The sequence below is a fragment of the Agrobacterium sp. 6Ca8 genome (assembly GCF_055382765.1).
In genome coordinates this window covers 1,312,957-1,334,963 of sequence record NZ_AP026433.1, presented here as the reverse complement: position 1 = coordinate 1,334,963, position 22,007 = coordinate 1,312,957, and the positions used below count along the sequence as shown (strand labels likewise).

Here is a 22,007-nt window from a genome sequence, read left to right as displayed (position 1 = left end):
TGGTCAGGGGCTTCACCCTAGCCAATGCCGTGGCGTTTCAGCGATAATGATCGGTGACGGTTTCTAGGATGACCTCGCCCCCGTTCAACCACGTTGCACAATCCCTCAACGCCCGCGCTGCAACGAGCTGGCGTTTCATGATTGTCTTGTCCTTGCCGCGAAAACGTTTCACGCCTTCCGGCTTGACGATGGAGCCTGGCTCCAGTTCCGGGAAGAGGCCGAAATTGATGTTCATCGGCTGGAAGGAACGTTTGCCCGGCTCATCATTCGAGGAAAGATGCCCGCCGGTGATGTGGTTGAGAAGTGAGCCGAGGGCTGTCGTTGCGGGCGGCAGGCTCGGGGTCTCGCCTTTCCGTTCAGCGGCAGCGAAGCGTCCGGCCAGAAGTCCGACGGAGGCGCTTTCCACATACCCTTCGCAGCCGGTGATCTGGCCTGCAAAACGCAGGTCAGGCCGGGATTTCAGCTTCAGCGATGGATCGAGCAGGACGGGGGAATCGATATAGGTGTTGCGGTGCAGGCCGCCCAAACGGGCGAATTCCGCATTTTCTAGACCCGGGATCATGCGGAATACATCCGCCTGCGCGCCGTATTTCAGTTTGGTCTGGAAACCCACCATGTTGTAAAGCGTGCCGAGCGCATTGTCCTGGCGAAGCTGGACCACGGCATAGGCCTTGACGGTGGGGTTGTGGGCGTTGGTCAGACCCATCGGTTTCATAGGGCCGTGCCGCAGCGTCTGGCGGCCGCGTTCAGCCATGATCTCGATTGGCAGGCAGCCGTCGAAATAGGGTGTGCCTTCCCATTCCTTGAAACCCACCGTGTCGCCGGCGATCAGCGCGTCGATGAAGGCGTTGTACTGCTCCTCGTTCATCGGGCAGTTGATGTAATCCTTGCCCGTGCCGCCGGGGCCAACCTTGTCATAACGCGACTGGTACCAGCAGATATCCATGTTGATGCTGTCGCGGTGCACGATGGGGGCAATGGCGTCAAAGAATGCCAGGGCATCCTCACCCGTCTCGGCCTGAACCGCCGCCGCCAGATCCGGCGAGGTGAGCGGGCCGGTGGCGATGATGCTGCTCCCCCATTCCTTCGGCGGCAGGCCGGAAACCTCTTCGCGCAGGATCGTCACCAGTGGGTGACTTTCGAGCCGGTCCGTGACGGCCTGAGAAAATCCGTCGCGATCGACGGCAAGCGCGCCGCCGGCAGGTACCTGATGCCTGTCGGCGCAGGCCATGATCAACGAGCCGGCAAGCCGCATTTCCGCATGGATGACGCCCACTGCATTGGCGGTCGCATCGTCGGAGCGGAAGGAGTTGGAACAGACCAGTTCCGCCAGCGTATCGCCCTTGTGCGCTTCCGTGCCGCGCACGCCGCGCATTTCGTGCAGGATGACGGGAACGCCGCTTTCAGCGATCTGCCAGGCGGCTTCCGAACCGGCCAGTCCGCCGCCCACGACGTGAATGGGAGAATAGGTCTTGTCTTGCATGCTGGCGCCCACAGGCCGCGTGGGGGCAAAAGCTCCCCTCCGGCGGCTGTCTTTCGAGTGATTGTTCCGCGCGGGTCCCGAAGGACGCGTTTTTCAGGGCGATGCACTACCATGCATGGCTGCGACAGCCAAATGTTTTTGCGGGTGGCACGATTGGGGCGGAGGGAATGTGGTCTCTATGCTTGTAAGCCAAAAATCTCCGGCGAATACCGCCAGAATCAAAAACGGCGCCAGAGGCGCCGCTTTCTTTTACCTGTCGCTCAATCGTCGCGCCCTGGAGGTCGGGCAGCGGGACGATCTTTTACGCCTTAGCGGAACGAACGGGAAGCTACGTTACGGATGTCGTAACGTGTCAGGCCGATGTCGCTCAGGGCCTGGTTGGACAGGCTGCCAAGTTCGTTGATCGTGCGACGGTAGGAGATCCAGTTCTTTGCGATGCGGATAGGGTTCATGATCGTTTCCTCAATCTTTCTTTGATTTCGTCGGCCGGCTCAGTGTTTCTGTGCTCTCGGCTGTTGAGGTTTTATATATAGACATTGAGCCATGTTGTGCAGTGCAGAATTTAGGCGACTGCCATGCATTTGTGCACTATGTCGGCTAAATTTGCGGCTTTGACTACCGCATGAGCAAAATATGAGCGGAAATGCCTGTCTTTCGGGCGGTTTTGAAGGGGTTTGCGGCCATTGGCGGTGTTAGACCGGCTTTTTGCTCCCCTCAGCGGTGCTTGAAGGGCGTTCGGGCTCTCCAGACATGCCGGATGCAGCCGCCTAATCGATGCATTTTTCATCTGTTTGTCACGCGCACATGCCGGTGGGGCGGCGCGGCTCGGTTCCGAGAGGGTGCCAGAACGAAAAAAAAAGGCCGGAGGCGGGAGCCTCTGGCCTTTTGGGAGGGTCGTCTCGCATCCGCCGCTTCAAGCGGCGGAGCGTATTAGATGCCGACGGCGGTGCGTGCGACGCGACGGATGTCCTGACGGCCAATGCCGAGGTCATTCAGTTCGCGGTCGGTCATGCGGCCGAGTTCGGTTACGGTCTGACGATACTTGCGCCAGTTGGTGAGCGAGCGTGTAATGTTCATTGTCATCTTCCTCTTCGTGCTGTCCAGCATTTCCGGCCCGTCTTGGGAGGATTAGGCTCGGGGCTGAACTCGATCTCTGTATGACCATGAATATAATCGGTTTAATAAAAACAAAAACAGACAAAGCAAGATGCCACCTATGCATGGAACGCAAAGCAAGCCGGTAAATGACCCCAATTGCGGCGGTTACTGCATAATTTGTGACCAATTTGTGTGCTTTTAGTGAACTTGGCGGCATCTGTCGCTGCCAAGCCGTGCGGTCCGGCTGAATACGAGGGGTTGGGCAGGGCAGCGGCGAGGATGGGGATGCAAAGGTCGTTCGTATAAGGGATTCGGCTGGAGGCGCACATTCTCGTAAAATGACTGGCGGCATGTCATATATATAATGTCATGTAGCCGCATAAATGTTGCGCGTTTTTCCTGTCGGAACATGTGAAGCCGGACGGGAAAGAGGGAGACGGCGCGCGCAGTTTTGCGGCCTCTCGTGTCATCGTCTGCGGGCGCGCCGTTCCCTTTCATGCGGGCACGAAACGGCAAGAACGTACCGGGCGGCTTTTGCGGCTGGGGCGGGGACCCAAGAAAAGTCCGGGCGAAACCGGACGCGGCGATAAGGTGTGCTTGACCCTTCCAGAACATTGTGACATACCGCCGCCCAACGTGCGGGTATGGCGGAATTGGTAGACGCATTGGTTTTAGGTACCAACGCTTCGGCGTGGGAGTTCGAGTCTCTCTACCCGCACCACAAGTAAAGCATGGCTGTGCCACGCTTGTGCCAGAGTGCATCCTTAGTGATGCAGGGAGCTTTGGGGTTCATCATCCCCTTCGCGCCCTTGTCTCCGGCGCGAGCGCAATTTTGTCCGGCAGGCGCTTGTGTGAAGAAATAATGGAAGCCACGGCCGGGGAACGACGTTTCCGGCGCAGTGCTCGAAAGTAAACCAACGGCTGTCTGAGCACCGCCGCCATGATGTGAAGGTTTGAGAAAATGCAGGTTATCGAAACGCTGGCTGAAGGCCTGAAGCGCGAACTCAAGGTCGTTATCCCGGCTGCCGACATGAAGGCCCGTCTGGACGAGCGCCTGGTTGACGCCAAGGACAAGGTTCGCATCAACGGTTTCCGTCCCGGCAAGGTGCCGATGGGCCATCTGAAGAAGATGTATGGCAAGTCCATCATGGCCGACCTCGTCAACGAGCTGGTTCGTGAAAAGCCTTCCGAAATCCTTTCCAGCCGCGGTGAGAAGTCTGCAACGCAGCCGGCCATCTCCATGACCGAAGACGAGCAGGAAGCCGAAAAGATCCTTTCGGCTGAAACCGATTTCGAATTCACCGTTGCCTACGAAATCATTCCGGCCATCGAACTGAAGGCCAATGACGGCATCAAGGTTACCCGCGAAGTTGTTGAAGTCTCCGAAGACGAAATCAACGAGCAGATTCTCAAGATCGCTGAGAGCGCCCGTACCTTTGAAGCCAAGAAGGGCAAGGCCGCCGAAGGCGACCGCGTCACCATGAACTATCTCGGCAAGGTTGACGGCGAAGCCTTCGATGGCGGCGCTGCTGAAGACGCTGAACTGGTTCTCGGTTCTGGCCGCTTTATCCCCGGCTTCGAAGACCAGCTCGTTGGCGTCAAGGCCGGCGACGAAAAGACCATCACCGTGACTTTCCCGGCTGACTACCCGGCTGCGAACCTCGCAGGCAAGGAAGCCAACTTCGACATCACCGTCAAGGAAGTTGCTGCTGCCGCTGCTGTTGAAATCAACGACGAACTGGCGGAAAAGCTCGGTCTCGAATCGGCTGAAAAGCTGAAGGAAATCGTTCGCGGCCAGATCGAAAGCCAGTACGGCAACGTAACCCGCCAGAAGGTCAAGCGTCAGATTCTCGACCAGCTCGACGAAATGTACAAGTTCGACACGCCGGCTGGCCTCGTCGATGCCGAATTCGACAACATCTGGCGCCAGATCAACACCGATCTTGCCCAGTCCGGCAAGACCTTCGCTGACGAAGACACCACGGAAGAAGAAGCCCGCGAAGAATATCGTAAGCTCGCTGAACGCCGCGTTCGTCTCGGCCTCGTTCTCTCCGAAATCGGCGAAAAGGCCGGCGTCGAAGTGACCGAAGAAGAAATGCAGCGCGCGCTGTTCCAGCAGCTGCAGCAGTTCCCCGGCCAGCAGAAGGAAATCCTCGATTTCTTCCGCAACACCCCCGGCGCTTCCGCTTCGCTGCGCGCTCCGATCTTCGAAGAAAAGGTCATAGACAAGCTGCTCACGGAAATCTCGGTAACGGACAAGACCGTTTCCAAGGAAGAGCTTCTGGCTGACGACGGCGAAGAAGCAACGGAAACCAAGAAGAAGGCGCCTGCCAAGAAAAAGGCTGCTGCCAAAGCTGACGACGCCGCTGAAGGCGAAGAAGCCGCTCCGAAGAAGAAGGCTCCGGCCAAGAAGAAGGCCACTGAGGCCGACGCCGAATAATCTTGGCTGGCGAAAGCTGAATGAATGGAAGGGCCGTGGCGAAAGCTGCGGCCTTTTTTGTTTCGTCTGGGCGATGCGGTCCATCCGCCTTGCGCGGTGGCCAGCGGACCCAAACCGCGCCGCTGACCGATCTCGCCTGTTAAAATTGCTCCCGGCTATCGCTTCTGGGATCATTATTCACCTGATGAGGCGCATATAGATCGCTGCGGGCTTTTCGCCGCCATGGTCGTGCGGGATTTTCACGATCGATAGCAATGTCTGCTATTGCGATAGCCGGTAAACCGTTCATCGGGCATTGCGCCACCCAACGGCCATCCGGTGCGGCGATTCCCGAGGGAGCAGCTGTACTCTGAGCCGCCAAGGTGGAATAGCTGGCCCAATAGGTGTTGCTCACCGCATGCCCCAATATTTCGGCTGCAAATGCCGGGGCATTGGACGGGCCATCACCTGCGGTGGAAAACAGCACGCAATCGACGTTCAGCTTCTCGTATTCCATGAATATTTCTGGGTAGTGCGCCTCCATGCCGAGCGCGCAACCAAAACGGAAGCCATCGATTTCAAACGTCACCGGTACAGTTCCCGGCGAGTACATGAACGAGATTTTGGTGTTCGACAGCAGGCGCTCATCGTAGCGAGTTATAAGCTTCCCGCGATCGGAGATGACGTACAGGCTGTTATACGGTCGATGTGGCGGAGTAAGCTGATGGACGGAACCGAGAATCGTCCAAAGCTTCAGCCTTCGCGCCAGTTTTCTGCTCGCTTCCAGTTCTCTGCGCAGGGTTTCCCATTCAAAGCGCGTCCAGTCGGAAGGCCCGATTTCTCTCGGCCCAGTTTCGGACATGATGCGTTTATTGGGCCAGCACGTTGCCCCTTCCGGGAAATGGATGAGACGGGCGCCGGCCTTATGGGCATCGCACATGAGGCGACGCATTTCTTGCCCGGCTGCTTTCAGTGCCGAAACCATACGAGGGTCGTCGACCAGCGACGTTTGCGCGACAGCCATTCGTAAAGAAGGGCTAACTGGCATGTCGGGAGTTCGGCGGATATGCTTGAGCGCCGCCGTATAGGACTCGCCGGTTTTCGCTGCACGAGCTCTTACGCGGCGTTTGAAATTATTATTTTGCGTCATGATCAGGCCTTTCACGTCCCGGACGCGATTCCCCAGCAACCCGCCCGAAACGATCGGACCAAGACAGTAGCCTGAGACAACGACAGTCCCTTTGCCTCCGTTCAAGACCATGCTGGGGAAGGTCTGGGAGGTTAGGCGCAGGCTTCGCCTTTTTGTCACTATCAGTGGGAAAACGTTGAGTCGTCAAGCTACCGCAATTTCGCGTTACATGAACCGGAGAATTCGACACTCCGACATCTTCACGTCTTTCTCGACTATTATCTTCAGAAGGCATGACAGGGCGTTGGGCAGTCGCGGCGATGGGCAGAAGAAATTATTTGATCGAGGGTGTCTCCGGGGCTGGTAAAACCTCGGTTGCAACGGAACTTCAGCAACGCGGCTTTCATGTGATTCACGGCGACCGTGAACTGGCTTACAAAGGCGACCCCGAAACGGGCGAAACCATGGATGTCGCGCTGTTTCAGGGCGGCGACACAAAAATCGCCTTCCGTCACCGACATCACATCTGGAATGTCGAAAAAGTTCGGCAGCTTGTGGCTGATCAAGAGCACGCCGTCACCTTCTTCTGTGGCGGATCGAGAAATTTTCGACGCTTTGTAGATCTGTTCGATGAGGTCTTCATTCTGGATGTCGATGCAGCGACCTTACAAAGACGGCTGGCTGCCAGGCCCGAGGATGAGTTCGGTGGCAATCTGGCCGAAAGACAATTTGTCCTGCAACTCCACGCAACGAAAGAAGACCTTCCAGTCGGTGCATCTGCCATTGATTCATCGAGGTCTTTGGGAGTGGTGGTGGATGATATTCTGGCTCGTTGCGTTGTTCCGAAGGCAGGAAATTAACACGCTACGCTTCCCGTCACCTTCGTTTCGATCACAATGCGGTGCAGCATGATTTTTTGCTGCATCTGCTCTTGTTCATCTCCCGTTCATCTGGCACCCTGCGCAGCATGATTTGTCTTGGCTGCCGGTGCAGCCGTCAAGGAAACATGGGCCGCCAACGCGCGGCTGTCATCGCTGCCAAAACCTTTGGCCTTAAGCTTTTACCGTGCCTGCCGGGTTCACCCGGTGCGCCCTTAATTTGCCAGGGGACAAGATATGTCACCACGAACAGGCTTTGGCCTTTTGCTCTCTTTGTTCACTGCTCTTGGGTCCTCCGCCCATGCCGATGAGGCTGGTTTGATCTGGAAGCCGGTCAAGAATTCCGATCGTTCCTATACGGCGCGTATCGGTGCGAAGCTGCCGGTCGAGACGCCGATCCGGGCGGGGCTGGAAATGGGCATGAATGCCTCCAGGACGGGGCAGGTGGTGGATACGCCAGTAAGGTTGTGGGGCAATGTCACGCTGCTGGCGGAACAGTTGCCCGGCGTGTCGCTTGCCCGTGATGTCGGTGTCCTCTTCAACGCGTTGACGGGGTCGAGCAGCGTTTCCATGACGTCGCGACAGAAACGCATCGTTACGCCGGAACTGGATATCGAGGCCAACCGAAATTTCACGGTGCGTTATGACGGCACGGCGCAGCAATGGAACGGCCTGGATGTATCGCAGTCGCTGCGCCTTTCCCGCTCGGAAACCGGCACGGCCTTCGTGCTGACGGGGGCAAGCCGCAACAGCTTCAACGAGTTCAGCAGCGGCGTGGCCGTGGAGCAGAAGATCGGCGATCACCTGACAGTGCGCGGAACGCTCGATCAGGGATATGCGGATCATTTTCGGCCGGGTGTGAGTGCGCGGTATAGTATTCGGTGGTGAGGGGCGTCACCGGTTATCGTATGGATGAGCAGAAGGTGATAGACGTTCTTGCGTCGCATTCGGCGTCATCCTTGGGCTAGTCCCATGGATCTAATCACGTCGCATAAAATCGTGACGTTGCAGATGCTCGGGACAGGCCCGAGCATGACGGAGGAGAGGTTTGCGCACATTGCAAACGATCTCCACCCGCAACAGCCAGCCTCAATCCTTCTTCAGCTCACCCATGCGGTTCCACGCATCGAGACCGGCAATCTTGTAGGCCTCGGCAAGCGTGGGATAGTTGAAGGTGTTCTCGACAAAATATTCCACCGTACCCTTCAGGTTCAGCACGGCCTGGCCGATATGCACCAGTTCGGTGGCACCTTCGCCGACGATGTGGACGCCGAGCAGACGGCGGGTTTTCAGCGAGAAGATCATCTTCAGCAACCCGCTGTCGAGACCCATGATATGGCCGCGTGAGGTTTCGCGGAAATGGGCGATGCCGCATTCATAGGGAATGTGGCGTTCGGTGACTTCTTCTTCCGTCAGGCCGCAGGTGGAGATTTCCGGAACGGCATAGATGCCGTAAGGGAAGAACTGCGGCGGTTCACCGGCCGGTGCACCGACCGCGTGGCGGGCGGCGATACGGCCCTGTTCCATCGAGGTGGAGGCGAGGCTCGGAAAACCGATGATATCGCCGGCGGCGTAAATGTTCGGCACTGTTGTCTGGAAGGTCTCGGGATTGACCTTCAGGCGGCCGCGGCTGTCGGCTTCCAGCCCACAGGCGGAAAGATTGAGCGTATCGGTTGCGCCGACGCGTCCGGCGGCGAACAACACCGTCTCGGCTTTAAGGACGCGGCCGTTGCTGAGCGAAACGAGGCACTTGCCGCTGTCGTCGCGCTCCACCTTTTCCGCTTTCTGGCCGAAGATCAGCTTCATGTTACGGTCGCGCAACTGATAGGTGAAGTCCTCGACGATTTCCTTGTCGATGAATTCCAGCATGGTTTCGCGCGGTTCCACCACCGTTACCTGCGTGTCGAGCGCACTGAAGATCGTGGCATATTCGATGCCGATGACGCCCGCGCCGACAACGACCATGGAGCGCGGCAGTTCCTTGATCTCGAGTATCTCGTCCGAATCGAGCACTGCCGCGCCGTCGAAGGGAATATGCGGTGGCCGGTAGGGCCGCGTGCCGATGGCGAGCAGAATGGAAGCGCCGGTGACGTTCATGACTTCACCGTCGTTCTTCACCACCTTCACCGTGTTGGCATCGACGAAGCTTGCCGTGCCGCGAATGTGCTGCACGCGGTTGCGGGCGAACTGGTGTTCCAGCACCTCGACCTCGTGGTCGAGCGTGATCAGCAGGCGGCGGCGCAGATCGTCCGCGTCGATCTCCTGCTTGACGCGGTATGAGCGGCCATAAAAACCGCGTTCGCGCCAGCCGGTGAGATTGAGCGCGGTTTCGCGCAATGTCTTGGAAGGGATGGTACCTGTGTGCACCGAAACGCCGCCGACGCGGCTGCCCTTCTCGATGACCAGAACCCTCTTTTCGAGCTTGGCGGCCTGGATGGCGGCGCGTCTTCCCGCCGGACCGCTGCCGATAACAATCAGATCGAACTGGTACATGAAAACCCCGGAACAGAATGTATTGCAATGACCGGATGTCGCATCCGGGATGGCGCTGCCGCGAAATGGTCGTGATGCCATTTTGACCAGGGGAAGTGATTCCCTTGTCAGCCTTGCACACGAGAGTGCAATGCAACAAACGCCTGCGTCAATCTGTAGCGCAATAATCTGACGGATTCGTAACCGTTTTGCCCGCTTGTCGTTTTGCGACGCAAAGATGCGCCTTTGCGCCCGGCACGGCCTTCGCCGTCGGGTTTTCGTAGTTTCAGACGGGTTTTGCCCGGTCACGCGCTGATTGGGGTTGGAGTGGACGGATGCTTGCGCGACCGGGCATTCCAGAAAGCCGTATTTCGCAAGAGGCAGTGCACGGCCTTTTGCGAAATGGTCCTGTCACCATGAACGTGCCACCGTTCCCACCACCAGGACCGTCCTTCGGTTTACGCCACGTCTGGCGTCTACCCGGCAGGACTGCATTCAAGATAACAGGGTAAGGCGGGGCGGGGAAAAGCGGGGATGGATTTTCGCGCGCCGGTTCTTTCTCGTCAGTCTCCTTTCCGGGTCACATGGCGGTGAAGGGCAGCGAGGTCCTGCCTGAGTGCTGCCAGTTCGGCCAGTACCTTCACGTCGATCTTTTCGTGCAGAGACAGCACCTCAAGCTCGGCTTTCAGGTTCACCTCATAATCCTTGGCGGCCTCGAAGCGGTCGCGGGCGGCCTGCCGGTTCTGCGACATCATGATGATCGGCGCCTGAATGGCCGCGAGCATGGAGAGCAGAAGATTGAGGAAGATGAAGGGGTAGGGGTCGAAGGCCCGCGTCGTCAGCACGATGGTGTTGATGATTGCCCAGAACACCAGGAAAAAGCAGAAGCTGAGGATAAATCCCCAGGAGCCGCCAACCCTTGCAATGCTGTCGGCCAGCCTGTCGCCCAGGTTTGCCCCGGCGGAAAATTCCGCATTGGTGTCGGTCGAGACCAGCTTTTTCTGGTGCGACAGTTCCAGAATACGACGCTCGACCTCGCCGATTTCCCGGGAGGAGCGCTTGAAGTGCGAAACGATATAGTCGGAGATGTCTGACACGGTGCTTCTCGTGGTGCTGATGGTTCGTTACGGCCCTGTCGAGATAAACCCGCATGGCAAAGGAATTCAAACGATTTCCGCTGCCATGCCGTTTAGACATCCAGCCCCATCAGACGGAGGGTGTAGCGTCATTTACCCAGTTGAAGCCGGGGAAGAAGCGCTCTCGGCCATATTGCTCGCCGAACATCATGTCGAATTGCAGCAGGCGATAATTGCGCACCACGTCCGGAATGGAATTGGGTGAAATCGACCAGTCGGGCAGGGCCTTGCCATCCGTTGCCACGAGCATATGCCGGTCGACGACGGAAAACGCATCCTGCACTTCACCCAAAGTCCCCGTATAGAAGGGGTCTGAGAAACCGGCTGTTTTCAGTACGTGATAGGGCAACAGCGCCGGGCTGATGGTGCCGATATTCTTGCGCACGCCCGTCTTCGAGGACCAGACGACGAGCGGCGTCTCGTGTTCCTTTTTCATGACTTCCAGCGGCGCGCGGCGGCTGGCCACCATGCCCGGCATGTAGCCGCTTTCCACGAATGTCTGGCCAAGCGGCGGCAGGTGATCGCCGAAGAGCACGATGATGGTTTCGCGCTCGCGCTTTTTTGCCCAGCGCATCAGCTTCAGAAGGGCGTCGTCGGCCTCCGCCACGCCCTGCGCATAGGTACCAAGCGCCTGCGATGCGGAAGCGGAAAGATCGCCCTCTACGCCGATGGTGTCGCTGGCATAACGGCCCGCCTCGTAAGGTCCGTGTCCCTGCAGGGTGACGGCGAAGAGGAAGAGCGGGTTGCGCGCATCGTCCGCGGCCACCATGATCTGGTCCATCAGCGCGTCGTCGGAGGCGAAGTTGCCGCGCTTTTCCATGGGCGGCAATGTCTCTTCCGAGCGGAACTCCTCGAAGCCGAAATTCCTGTAAACTTCCTTGCGGTTCCAGAACCATTCCTGAAACGGATGCATGGCGATTGCCGAATACCCTTCGCCACGGAAGAAGCTGGCAAGCGAGGGCACCGGGCGGCGGATATATTGCTGGTAGGGAATGCTGCCATAGGGCAGGAAGGCGTTGGAAAAGCCGGTCAGCGCCTCGAATTCCACATTCGCCGTCATGCCGCCGAATTCCGGCGAGAACACGTTGCCGGATTGCTTGGCGCGGATGTTGGGCATCGGATCGGCAGAGAGCTTCACGTTTTCAAGCCGTGTCGGATCCCACAGCGATTCGCTCATCAACATGATGACATCAGGGTAATCGCCCGTGTTGGCGGCAAAGGCGGCGGGTTCCGAGGTCAGGTCTGCGATGCTGTTTTGGCCGTAACCCTGCGGCGCCGAGACGTTGGCCATGGGAATATTGAAGGCAAAGGCCATCAGGAAACCGTTATGGCGGTAATTCTCCTGTTGATCCCACATCATGGGGATGATGTTGAGACGATCGCGCACCCACGAATAATGCGAATAGTCCATGAGCGAGGCGAGGCCGGCCAGAAGCGGCAGCGCCAGCACAAGACCTGCGGCGCGTTCGCGCCAGCTCAAGCCCGGCGAATAACGCCGCGCCAGCAGCCACAGGGTGGAAAGGGCCGCAACCGTGGCGCAAAGGCCAAGGCCGACCAGCACGGCCGTCAGCGGCTGGGCTTTCAGCATGGTGGGCAGAAGCTCGAGGATCTGCCGGCCGAACAGCAGGTCGGAGGGATAAAGCGGATCGGAGAGATAGGTCTGTTTCTGCGCGGAAATCAGCCCTGTCAGCGCGCAAAGCGGCGCAACGGCGATGAGCGACAGGTAACGGCTGCCGAGGATGGAATCCAGCGCTACGAGCAGCAGCAGCACGGCGGCGATGGTGGTCATGCCGGGGCGGGCGGATGAGGTGAGGAAGGTGCCGACATCAACTAGCGAACCGCGGGCGATCCATTCCAGCGCGACGACAAGCACGACCGACGAAAATGTCAGATTGGCAAGCGTGTAGGCCTTACCCGAAAGCTTGGAAAGGCTCCGCGTCCATGCAGGCGAAAAGACAAAATCAGCCTTTTCGGAAGCCGTTGTTTTTGGCGCCGAATTTCTCAAACTCATACTCCGGTATTACGAGGCAACACCGCGCAATTCGGGGAGGTGAATCGGGGCGTCGCAAAACTGTCATGTAACTGTCACATAAGCGCGATGAACGCGACATGAACTTTGCGGAGTGTGGCCGGTGCGGTGATAACCTTAGCGTGAATGCCTGTTGCGGCTTCATCCTATCAAGGTGGTGCGGCATGCAATTGCCGCGTTGCGGAGCGGGCACGGGCGCGGTATTGAAAAGCCATGAGCGACAGACACGACATCAAAAACCATCTTCGAATTGCCGTCGGGCAGTTCAATCCGACTGTTGGCGACGTGGCGGGCAATCTCGCCAGGGCGCGCGAAGCACGGGCCGATGCGGCGACGCAGGGTGCCGATCTCCTGCTTCTGACCGAGCTGTTCATATCCGGCTATCCGCCGGAAGACCTGGTATTGAAGCCGGCTTTTCTGAAAGCGTGCCTGAAGGCCGTGGAAGAACTGGCGGCGGAAACCGCCGATGGCGGGCCGGGCGTCGTCATCGGTTTTCCGCGTCAGGGCGAAGCGGGCCGGCACAATTCGGTTGCGCTTCTGGATGGCGGCAAGATCATCGCGCTGCGTGACAAGATCGACCTGCCGAATTACGGCGAGTTCGATGAAAAACGCGTTTTCGCCGAAGGTTCGATCTCCGGTCCCTATAATTTCCGCGGTGTCAGGATCGGCATTCCGATCTGCGAGGAAATCTGGAACGATATGGGTGTGTGCGAAACGCTTGCCGAAAGCGGGGCGGAAATCCTGCTGGTGCCGAATGGTTCACCCTATTATCGCGGCAAGCTGGATGTGCGCCATCAGGTGGCGCTGAAGCAGGTAATCGAAAGCGGCTTGCCGCTGGTCTTCGCCAATCAGCTTGGCGGGCAGGACGAGCTGGTTTTCGACGGCGCGAGCTTCGGTTTTAATGCCGACAAGACCCTTGCCTTCCAGATGAGCCAGTTCGAGGCGACCCTTGCCGTCACCGATTGGAAACGCACCGCAGAAGGCTGGCGCTGCGAGAGCGGTCCTTTCTCGAAAATCCCTGAAGGCGAGGAGGCGGATTACCGCGCCTGCATGCTGGGCTTTCGCGATTACGTCAACAAGAACGGCTTCAAGAGCGTGGTTCTCGGCCTTTCCGGCGGTATCGATTCGGCGATCTGCGCTGCGCTTGCTGTTGATGCGCTGGGCGAAGAGCGGGTGCGCTGCATCATGCTGCCCTATCGTTACACCTCCGAGGATTCGCTGAAGGACGCAGCCGATTGCGCCAAGGCACTTGGCTGCCGTTACGATATCGTGCCCATTGCCGAACCGGTGGATGGGTTCCTGTCGTCGCTTTCGGAAATGTTCGAAGGCACGGAAGAAGGCATTACCGAAGAAAACCTGCAGAGCCGTACACGCGGCACCATTCTCATGGCTGTTTCCAACAAGTTCGGCTCGATGGTGGTGACAACAGGCAACAAGTCGGAAATGTCGGTGGGGTATGCGACGCTTTATGGCGACATGAATGGCGGTTTCAATCCCATCAAGGACCTCTACAAGATGCAGGTCTACGCCATCTCCAGTTGGCGCAATTCCCATGTGCCGCCGGGCGCGCTCGGGCCATCCGGCGAAGTGATCCCCGCCAATATCATCTCCAAGGCGCCATCCGCTGAATTGCGACCCAACCAGACAGACCAGGATTCGCTACCGCCCTATCCGGTGCTGGACGATATTCTGGAGTGCCTGGTGGAAAAGGAAATGTCGGTCGAGGAGATCCTCGCGCGTGGCCATGATATCGCGACGGTGCACCGGATCGAGCATCTGCTCTATCTCGCCGAATACAAACGCCGCCAATCCGCGCCCGGGGTGAAGATCACCAAGAAGAACTTCGGCCGCGATCGCCGTTATCCGATTACCAACCGGTTCAGGGACAGGTAGTCGAAGGAGGGCATGGAGGGAGCTTGCTGGACCCCGAATCTAGTTCGGGGTGACGGAGTGCGGATGCTGCGGATTCGCCATATATCGATGGCGAAGAAGCATCCTTTTCCTCCAACGGCGCGGACACGCCCCGCCGTTTCCCTATCTCGTTAAATAACCTGCCCCACATCGATGCGGTTGCCATCCGGGTCTTCGAAAACGAAAGCCCGCAGGCCATAATCCTTGTCCTGCAGACTTTTGATGATGCGAAGCCCGTGGCTTTCGCAAAGCGCGTGCAGCGAGTCGACGTCGCTGACCAGCATATGCGCCACATTAAAGGGGGCCGGTTTGTGCGTCGACTGCAATGTCAGGTGCAACTCGGCATTACCTTGTTTCAAGATCATGAAACCGACAGGGTTGCCGTTTTCGAAGGTCTTTTCGAAGCCCAGCACACGGACATAAAAGTCATGGGCCTTCTCGATATTCTTGACAGGAAGCATTGCGGCGATCCGACCGAAGCGGATGCCGTGATCGGCGATGGTGTTCATCGCGGAACCTCGGATCTGGGAGAAACGGGCAGGGGTGCGGGCGGTGCCGGCACGCTGCTGTTTTTTCCTATTTGAATTTGCAGGGCGGTGCCTGCGGCAATAGGATCATAATCACGGCGGTGGCGGATGCAAACGGAATGTTTGTGCCATTCAACGCTCCACGCCAGACGATCGACAGGCCCGGGAGGCAGCATGCGCAGTTCCATCGAAATCTTCAACACCCGCACTCGGCAGATGCGGGTGGTCTGGCAGACGCCGGAGCTGTTCGAGGCTCCGAACTGGTCGCCGGACGGGAAATACCTGCTTCTGAACTGCGACGGTCTGCTTTATCGCCTGTCACTTGCCGGCGACCCTTCGCCGGAAAAGGTCGATACCGGCTTTGCGACAATCTGCAACAATGACCACGGCATTTCGCCTGACGGTTCGCTTTATGCCATTTCCGACAAGGTGGAGTTCGGCAAGAGTGCCATCTATCTGCTGCCTTCGACGGGCGGAACGCCGCGTCTGATGACTAAGAACCTTCCGTCCTACTGGCACGGCTGGTCGCCGGACGGGAAAGGTTTCGCCTATTGCGGCATTCGCGATCAGGTTTTCGATATTTATTCCATGGACATAGACAGCGGCGTTGAGACACGCCTTACCCATGGTGAGGGCCGCAATGACGGGCCGGATTATTCGCCGGATGGAGAATGGATCTATTTCAACTCCAGCCGCACCGGCCAGATGCAGATCTGGCGCGTGCGGGTGGATGGCTCGGCCGTCGAGCGTATCACCGACAGCGCCTATGGCGACTGGTTCCCGCATCCGTCCCCCAGCGGTGACAAAGTCGTCTTCGTCTCCTACGACGCCGAAGTCTTCGACCATCCGCGCGACCTCAACGTGCGCGTGCGGCTGATGGATATGGATGGCGGCAATGCCGAAACGCTGTTTGACCTTTTCGGCGGGCAGGGAACGATGAATTCGCCCAACTGGTCACCGGACGGGGATGAGTTCGCTTATGTGCGGTATTTTCCCGTTGGGTGATGCGGTAGGGAGTGCTTCAGCCGGCGCGCGTCTGCGCGGCGGCTGAAGGCCGCAATACGCAGGTGAGGTGGCCACGGTCACATTGCCGCATCGCTGCGCAAGATACTTGTATTTGCAATCTTTGTTGCTCATAAGCTTCTTCGTCAGGTGCCTGCCCTTTAGGGCGGGAGAATCGGGAATCCGGTGCAAGACCGGAACGTGCCCAGCGCTGTGAGGCGGATGCCCTTTTTCTTGATGCCACTGAATCCATTCGGGAAGGCGAAAGTGGGCGGACGAAGCCGAGTCAGAAGACCGGCCTGACAGGATAGACCAGACCGCGTGGACGGCGGCAGGTTGTTGCAGCAGCGCGTCGTGCAGGTGAAAACCGGAGCCGGTTTTCGTGGCGGCGCGCCAGCATTGTTGGGGATAGACGATGCCGACCGATCCACTCGCGACCAGTTCGCTCGACGCCGATGCATTCGATCACGCGCTTTCGCCCGCCTACCCGTTTTCCGAGGGAGAGCGAGAGGCGATCTACCGTGCCATCGAAACCCGCCGTGATGTGCGCGACCAGTTCCTTCCGGATCCATTGCCGGAAGATGTGGTCGAGCGCTTGCTGAAGGCGGCGCATTCCGCGCCATCAGTCGGTTTCATGCAGCCGTGGAATTTCACGCTCGTCACTGACGGTGCGGTCAGGCAGGCAGCCTGGGTTGCCTTCAGCCGCGCCAATGGCGAGGCGGCGGCGATGTTCGAGGGGGAGCAGCAGGCGCTTTACCGCAGCCTCAAGCTTGAGGGCATCCGCAAGGCGCCGCTCAGCATCTGCGTCACCTGCGATCCGACGCGTGGCGGCAAGGTGGTGCTGGGCCGCACCCACAATCCGCGCACCGATGTCTATTCCACCGTCTGCGCCATCCAGAACCTCTGGCTTGCAGCGCGCGCCGAAGGCATCGGCGTCGGCTGGGTCAGCATTTTCCACGATAGCGACATTCGTACCATTCTGGAGATTCCCGACCACATCGAGATCGTCGCCTGGCTATGCCTCGGCCGCGTCGATACACTTTATACCGAGCCGGAACTGGCGGTGAAGGGGTGGCGCCAGCGCGTGCCGCTGGAGGAGCTGGTGTTTCGCAATCGCTGGGGTGGACGGTAAAGAGAAGACGCGACCGTCTTGTGAGTGAGACAGAGCGTTGCCAACTCCATACCGTGTGCCTGATGGGAGCTATTGCTGCGGCTGAATGCCCTTCAGCGCCGGGTTCTTCAGGTCGATCCGGCCTGTCTGGTCGGGCAGGAATTTAGGGCCGATGACGCGGACCTTGCTGTTGTTCGGGTCATAGTCGCGTTCCGGAACCGGTTGTTCCGGCGGCTTTGCGGCCTGCTGCAGTTCGGTGGGTTTTTTGGGGGTGTCACCTTGCGGTGATGGAATGGTCGTGATGCTGGAATAGGGTTTCTCAGCTTCCGGCCGCGCAGCCTCCTGCTGCTTCATCTCCTCGTGATAGGCGGCCATGTTGCAGGCGCAGCCTGGGGCTTTCGTTGAGGCATTTCGATAGGCAAAGGCGGTCGGCAGGTCCTTGTAGGGCTTTCCTGTTTCAGCCGAGACCATGTCAGCCGTTTCCTGCTCCGTCATGGAGTGGAAATAAAGCTCCGTCTGCGTACCCGGACACATTTTCTGGCATTGTTCGGCCTGCGCACGGAAATCGAGCGGCGAGGCATTGGAAGCGATGGGGAAGAACGAGCCGTCGCAGGTGCGCACGCACAGCGTCCTGAGCCCGCCTTCAGCAGCGGCATTGGGGTATGGCGAAAGCCCTGCCTGTCCTGGCGGATTGCTCTGTTCGCCGAAGGCGTCGGGGTAACGTGTCACATCGGGTGCCGTCGGCTGGTGCGCTTCTGTTTCCGGAATGGCGCTGCAGCCATTGGCGTCGAGTGCGGCGAGAATGCGCTGGCGTCTGATGTCGCCATCATCGCTGCCCTGGGCCGCCATGGCATAGTCGCGGTCACGGATGATGGCATCGCGTTCGCTCTGCGCATCGGCCATCGCGTCGCTGATCTCCGCGCAGAGTTCGGCATTCGGGCTGCCATAAACGGTGACGCTTGCGGATGAACAGCCGTAACGGCGCAGATCGTTCCTGATCCTGCGGATCTCGATGTTCTGGCGGGTGAGCGCATTGGCGTAACGCCGTACCTCGGCGGTGTTGCCGATGACACGCGGAGGTTCGCGCAGCTGCGCATAAAGCGTATCGCAGACCTGATCCGCGAAAGCAGCGGCCGGGGCGATGAAAACAAGGGGAAGCAGGAGGCCGATAATGCTGCGGCGCCGGGTCAATGGTGCGATCCGTTCGATGTCCCCGGCCGGTGGCGAGGGTGTTATGCTTCGGGAAATCCGTGTTTCAGGAAGATAACATAAGCTGTTGCCGCAATGCGGCAACAGCATGTTCAAAACTGCGTTAATACGCCTTCATCACACCGAAGGGTGCGATGCCTGCACGACGGCAAAGGCCGCCATGTTGACAACGCCGCGCGAGGTGACGCTGGGCGACAGGATATGGGCGGGAAGTGCCGTGCCAAGCAGGATGGGGCCGACATGCAGGCCCTCCGTCAGCGTGCGGGTGACGCCGAGCGTGATGTTTGCGGCATCGAGGTTCGGGAAGACCAGCAGGTTCGCTTCGCCGGTCAGCACGCTGTTGGGCATCGCGCGCTTGCGCAGCGCTTCCGAAAGTGCCGAGCCGCCCTGCATTTCGCCGTCCACTTCCAATTCGGGTGCCGCTGCCTGCACGATCTTCAGGGCGCGGCGCATCTTGCGGGCGCTTTCCGAATCGCGCGACCCGAAATTGGAGTGGCTGGCGAGCGCGATCTTCGGCGTGATGCCGAAGCGGCGGATTTCCTTTGCCGCGAGAATGGCCATTTCAGCCACTTCTTCGGAGGTCGGATCGTTGTTGACGAAGGTGTCGGTGAGGAACAGCGCGCCCTGCTGGGTGATGAGCAGGCTGAGGCCTGCGAAAGAGCGAACGCTTTCCTGCTTGCCGATGATCTGGTTCACGTCGCGCAGGTGCCGGTCGTAACGGCCTTCCAGACCGCAGATCAGCGCATCCGCCTCACCACGCTTCACCGACAGCGCGCCGATGACCGTGGAGTTGGTGCGCACGATGGTGCGGGCCGCCTCCGGGTTGATGCCAGCGCGGCCGACCAGGGCGAAATAATCATCGACGTAGTCGCGGTAACGCGGATCGTCTTCGGGATTGACCACCGCAAAATCGGTATTCGGGCGGATACGCAGGCCGAAGCGCTTCAGGCGCGTTTCGATGATCTGCGGGCGACCGATGAGGATCGGGATGCCGGTGCCTTCTTCCAGAAGCACCTGTGCGGCGCGCAGCACGCGCTCGTCTTCGCCTTCAGCAAAGATGATGCGCTTCTTTTCGGCAACCTTGGCGGCGTTGAAGACCGGTTTCATGATGAAGCCGGAACGCCAGACGAAGCGGTTCAGCTGGTCGAGATAGGCTTCGAAATCGCTGATTGGCCGGGCGGCGACACCGCTTGCGGCGGCAGCACGGGCAACGGCCGGCGCGATGCGCAGGATGAGGCGCGGATCGAAAGGCGAGGGAATGAGGTAGTTCGGGCCGAAGATCGGCGTTTCGCCGCTATAGGCCTTGGCGGCGACTTCCGAGACCTCCTCGCGGGCAAGCTCGGCGATGGCCTGCACGGCGGCCATCTTCATTTCCTCGTTGATCGTGGTTGCGCCGCAATCCAGCGCGCCGCGGAAGATATAGGGGAAGCACAGCACGTTGTTGACCTGGTTCGGGAAGTCCGAACGGCCGGTGCAGATCATCGCATCCGGGCGGGCAGCACGGGCCACTTCCGGCATGATTTCCGGATTGGGGTTGGCAAGTGCCAGGATCAGCGGATTTTCCGCCATGCGCTCCAGAAGTTCCGGCTTCAGCACGCCTGCCGCCGAAAGACCGAGGAAGACATCCGCCCCGTCGATCGAGTCGGCCAGAACCCGCTTGTCGGTCTTTTGCGCGTAGACTTCCTTCCACTCGTCCATCAGCGAGTTGCGGCCGTCATAAACGAGGCCCTCGATATCGTGGACCCAGATGTTTTCTTTCTTTGCGCCCATGGCGACAAGCAGATTGAGGCAGGCAAGGGCTGCCGCACCGGCGCCTGACGCAACGATCTTGACGCTCGAAAGCGATTTTCCAGCCAGTTCCAGCGCGTTGGTGACGGCGGCGGCGACGATGATCGCCGTGCCGTGCTGATCGTCGTGGAAGACGGGGATGTTCATCTTCTCGCGCAGCTGGCGCTCCACCTCGAAACATTCGGGCGCCTTGATGTCTTCAAGGTTGATGCCGCCGAAGGTGGGTTCCAGCGCTGCGATGGTGGAGACCATGTCGTTGATGCCGGGCGCATCGATCTCGATATCGAAAACGTCGATGCCGGCGAATTTCTTGAAGAGGACGGCCTTGCCCTCCATAACAGGCTTGGACGCAAGCGGGCCGATATTTCCAAGGCCAAGCACTGCCGTACCGTTGGAAATCACTGCAACGAGATTGGCGCGGGCGGTATATTCCGCTGCCATTTCCGGATTTTCATGGATGGCGAGGCAGGGGGCGGCGACACCCGGCGAGTAGGCAAGCGCCAGATCGCGCTGGTTGCCAAGGGGCTTGGTGGCCTGGATTTCCAGCTTGCCGGGGCGCGGGTAGCGGTGGAAAAAGAGCGCCTGTTCCTCGATGTCGGCCTTTGCCGTGTTGGCGGGCGTGTTGTTCTTATCGTGAGAGGTCATGTCTTCCACCGTCATGTCTGGTTCAATTCCGGCCCTCTGAATACAACAAACTTTCCCGTGGTACAGCCGTTATTTGCCGCCCCCTTATGCAAATGCGGGCATGGCTTATTCGCGTTTTCGTGATGCCATCAGTCATATTCCATACAAAAACCGGCCATTGTCATGTTGCTGCAACACGAGTCTGGTTCTGAGAGGGAAGAAAGCCGCAGGGACGCAACCGAACAAGGGGATTAAATCCGTGGCCGGTCAAATTGAAACCAGACAGTTCAGAACGCTTTTCATTTCGGATGTCCATCTCGGTTCCAAGGCGGCCAAGACGGATTTTTTGCTCGACTTCCTGAAACATCACGAGGCCGATACGATCATCCTGGTCGGTGACATCATCGACGGCTGGCGCCTGCGCCGCAGCTGGTACTGGCCGCAGGGCTGCAACGACGTGGTGCAGAAGTTGTTGCGCAAGGCCCGCAAGGGAACGCGCATCGTTTACATTCCCGGCAACCACGATGAATTTCTGCGCGAGTTTCCGGGCATGCATTTCGGCGGTATCGAAGTGGCCGAGCGCATGATCCACGAGGCGGCAGACGGCAAGAAATACCTCATCATCCATGGCGACGAGTTCGATGTGGTGGTGCGCAATGCCCGCCTGCTCGCCTATCTCGGTGACTGGGCCTACGACGCGGCGATTGCGATCAACATCGTCCTTGCTGCGGTGCGCCGCCGCATCGGTCTGCCTTACTGGTCGTTCTCGGCCTGGGCGAAATTGCAGGTCAAACACGCCGTCAACTTCATCGGCGAGTTCCAGCGCGTAGTGGCCGACGAGGCGCGCCGCAACAATGTGGATGGTGTGATCTGTGGCCATATCCACCACGCCGTGATGGAAGACATGGACGGCATCCGCTACATCAACACCGGCGACTGGGTGGAAAGCTGCACAGCGATTGCCGAAAATGCCGATGGCACTTTCGAGCTGATCACCTGGATGCAGACGAGCGATGTCCCTTCGCAGACATCGGACGAGATGGAGCCGGTGGATATTCCAGGTCTGATTGGCAAGCACGCGGCCTGATTGGGGTTTGTTCAACAGGCAGGGCGATCCCTAAGCGCGGGATGGTTCAGCTCTCTGTAGTCATCCTTGGGCTTGTCCCAAGGATCTGCAACCGATTGATTTCG

General features: G+C 59.0%; 17 protein-coding genes, 1 tRNA gene and 1 riboswitch. Of the genes, 8 read left to right on the top strand and 10 right to left on the bottom strand.

Translation table 11 applies throughout. The annotated features are described in order from the left end of the window. Positions 1-37: 37 nt before the first annotated feature. From trmFO to ACZ5A6_RS06605, 3 genes are all read right to left on the bottom strand, one after another. Positions 38-1,495 (bottom strand): methylenetetrahydrofolate--tRNA-(uracil(54)-C(5))-methyltransferase (FADH(2)-oxidizing) TrmFO, encoded by a 1,458-nt coding sequence (gene trmFO / locus ACZ5A6_RS06615; RefSeq protein WP_162995185.1) that lies wholly within the window; start codon positions 1,493-1,495, stop codon positions 38-40. Between the two features lie 296 nt (positions 1,496-1,791). After that, positions 1,792-1,935 (bottom strand): DUF1127 domain-containing protein, encoded by a 144-nt coding sequence (locus tag ACZ5A6_RS06610; RefSeq protein WP_003515516.1) that lies wholly within the window; start codon positions 1,933-1,935, stop codon positions 1,792-1,794. Positions 1,936-2,413: 478 nt separating this feature from the next. Then, positions 2,414-2,560 (bottom strand): DUF1127 domain-containing protein, encoded by a 147-nt coding sequence (locus ACZ5A6_RS06605; RefSeq protein ID WP_003502992.1) that lies wholly within the window; start codon positions 2,558-2,560, stop codon positions 2,414-2,416. 659 nt (positions 2,561-3,219) lie between these two features. On the opposite strand from ACZ5A6_RS06605, the gene ACZ5A6_RS06600 reads away from it, so the two are divergent. Both ACZ5A6_RS06600 and tig read left to right on the top strand, forming a co-directional pair. Beyond that, positions 3,220-3,302: transfer RNA gene (locus tag ACZ5A6_RS06600), tRNA-Leu, on the top strand. A gap of 240 nt (positions 3,303-3,542) precedes the next feature. Beyond that, complete coding sequence (gene tig, locus ACZ5A6_RS06595) at positions 3,543-5,021, top strand: trigger factor (RefSeq protein WP_003515514.1); 1,479 nt, start codon at positions 3,543-3,545, stop codon at positions 5,019-5,021. Between the two features lie 139 nt (positions 5,022-5,160). Here the strand turns inward: tig and ACZ5A6_RS06590 are convergent, their stop codons facing one another. After that, a complete protein-coding gene (locus ACZ5A6_RS06590; RefSeq protein WP_025593588.1) occupies positions 5,161-6,150 on the bottom strand; it encodes a carbon-nitrogen hydrolase family protein in 990 nt (329 codons plus the stop codon). 299 nt (positions 6,151-6,449) lie between these two features. Here ACZ5A6_RS06590 and ACZ5A6_RS06585 point away from each other — a divergent pair, with 299 nt between their 5' ends. Then, on the top strand, positions 6,450-6,989 hold the full coding sequence (locus ACZ5A6_RS06585) for an AAA family ATPase (protein WP_112674304.1): 540 nt from the start codon (positions 6,450-6,452) through the stop codon (positions 6,987-6,989). Positions 6,990-7,244: 255 nt separating this feature from the next. After that, a complete protein-coding gene (locus tag ACZ5A6_RS06580; RefSeq protein ID WP_065660894.1) occupies positions 7,245-7,895 on the top strand; it encodes a hypothetical protein in 651 nt (216 codons plus the stop codon). A gap of 201 nt (positions 7,896-8,096) precedes the next feature. Here the strand turns inward: ACZ5A6_RS06580 and sthA are convergent, their stop codons facing one another. The 3 genes from sthA to ACZ5A6_RS06565 form a co-directional block, all read right to left on the bottom strand. Continuing rightward, positions 8,097-9,500 carry a Si-specific NAD(P)(+) transhydrogenase gene (gene sthA, locus ACZ5A6_RS06575; RefSeq protein WP_003515506.1) on the bottom strand — a complete coding sequence of 468 codons (1,404 nt, stop codon included), beginning with the start codon at positions 9,498-9,500 and terminating at the stop codon, positions 8,097-8,099. Between the two features lie 542 nt (positions 9,501-10,042). Next, complete coding sequence (locus ACZ5A6_RS06570; protein WP_065687317.1) at positions 10,043-10,576, bottom strand: DUF1003 domain-containing protein; 534 nt, start codon at positions 10,574-10,576, stop codon at positions 10,043-10,045. A gap of 109 nt (positions 10,577-10,685) precedes the next feature. Continuing rightward, positions 10,686-12,626 carry an LTA synthase family protein gene (locus tag ACZ5A6_RS06565; RefSeq protein WP_464111068.1) on the bottom strand — a complete coding sequence of 647 codons (1,941 nt, stop codon included), beginning with the start codon at positions 12,624-12,626 and terminating at the stop codon, positions 10,686-10,688. A 231-nt stretch (positions 12,627-12,857) separates the two neighbouring features. Here ACZ5A6_RS06565 and ACZ5A6_RS06560 point away from each other — a divergent pair, with 231 nt between their 5' ends. Then, positions 12,858-14,537 carry an NAD+ synthase gene (locus ACZ5A6_RS06560; protein ID WP_174061371.1) on the top strand — a complete coding sequence of 560 codons (1,680 nt, stop codon included), beginning with the start codon at positions 12,858-12,860 and terminating at the stop codon, positions 14,535-14,537. A gap of 149 nt (positions 14,538-14,686) precedes the next feature. On the opposite strand, the gene ACZ5A6_RS06555 is transcribed toward ACZ5A6_RS06560, so the two are convergent. After that, positions 14,687-15,064: a glyoxalase superfamily protein gene (locus ACZ5A6_RS06555; RefSeq protein ID WP_111804529.1), complete on the bottom strand. Its 378-nt coding sequence runs from the start codon at positions 15,062-15,064 to the stop codon at positions 14,687-14,689. Positions 15,065-15,256: 192 nt separating this feature from the next. Here ACZ5A6_RS06555 and ACZ5A6_RS06550 point away from each other — a divergent pair, with 192 nt between their 5' ends. Together ACZ5A6_RS06550 and bluB are read left to right on the top strand one after the other, a co-directional pair. Next, complete coding sequence (locus ACZ5A6_RS06550) at positions 15,257-16,087, top strand: TolB family protein (RefSeq protein ID WP_174061370.1); 831 nt, start codon at positions 15,257-15,259, stop codon at positions 16,085-16,087. 128 nt (positions 16,088-16,215) lie between these two features. Next, a riboswitch (cobalamin riboswitch) is annotated at positions 16,216-16,401 on the top strand. Between the two features lie 98 nt (positions 16,402-16,499). Beyond that, positions 16,500-17,216, top strand: a complete 717-nt coding sequence (gene bluB / locus ACZ5A6_RS06545) for a 5,6-dimethylbenzimidazole synthase (RefSeq protein WP_065660899.1) — start codon at positions 16,500-16,502, stop codon at positions 17,214-17,216. A 69-nt stretch (positions 17,217-17,285) separates the two neighbouring features. Here the strand turns inward: bluB and ACZ5A6_RS06540 are convergent, their stop codons facing one another. Both ACZ5A6_RS06540 and ACZ5A6_RS06535 read right to left on the bottom strand, forming a co-directional pair. Next, the gene (locus ACZ5A6_RS06540) at positions 17,286-18,386 is read right to left on the bottom strand and encodes a DUF2865 domain-containing protein (protein ID WP_174061369.1); all 1,101 of its coding nucleotides are present in this window, start codon (positions 18,384-18,386) and stop codon (positions 17,286-17,288) included. 135 nt (positions 18,387-18,521) lie between these two features. Further along, a complete protein-coding gene (locus ACZ5A6_RS06535) occupies positions 18,522-20,837 on the bottom strand; it encodes an NADP-dependent malic enzyme (RefSeq protein ID WP_003515491.1) in 2,316 nt (771 codons plus the stop codon). Between the two features lie 229 nt (positions 20,838-21,066). On the opposite strand from ACZ5A6_RS06535, the gene ACZ5A6_RS06530 reads away from it, so the two are divergent. Further along, entirely contained in the window at positions 21,067-21,903 is an 837-nt protein-coding gene (locus ACZ5A6_RS06530; RefSeq protein WP_025593573.1) for a UDP-2,3-diacylglucosamine diphosphatase, read from the top strand. The last annotated feature ends 104 nt before the right edge of the window (positions 21,904-22,007 follow it).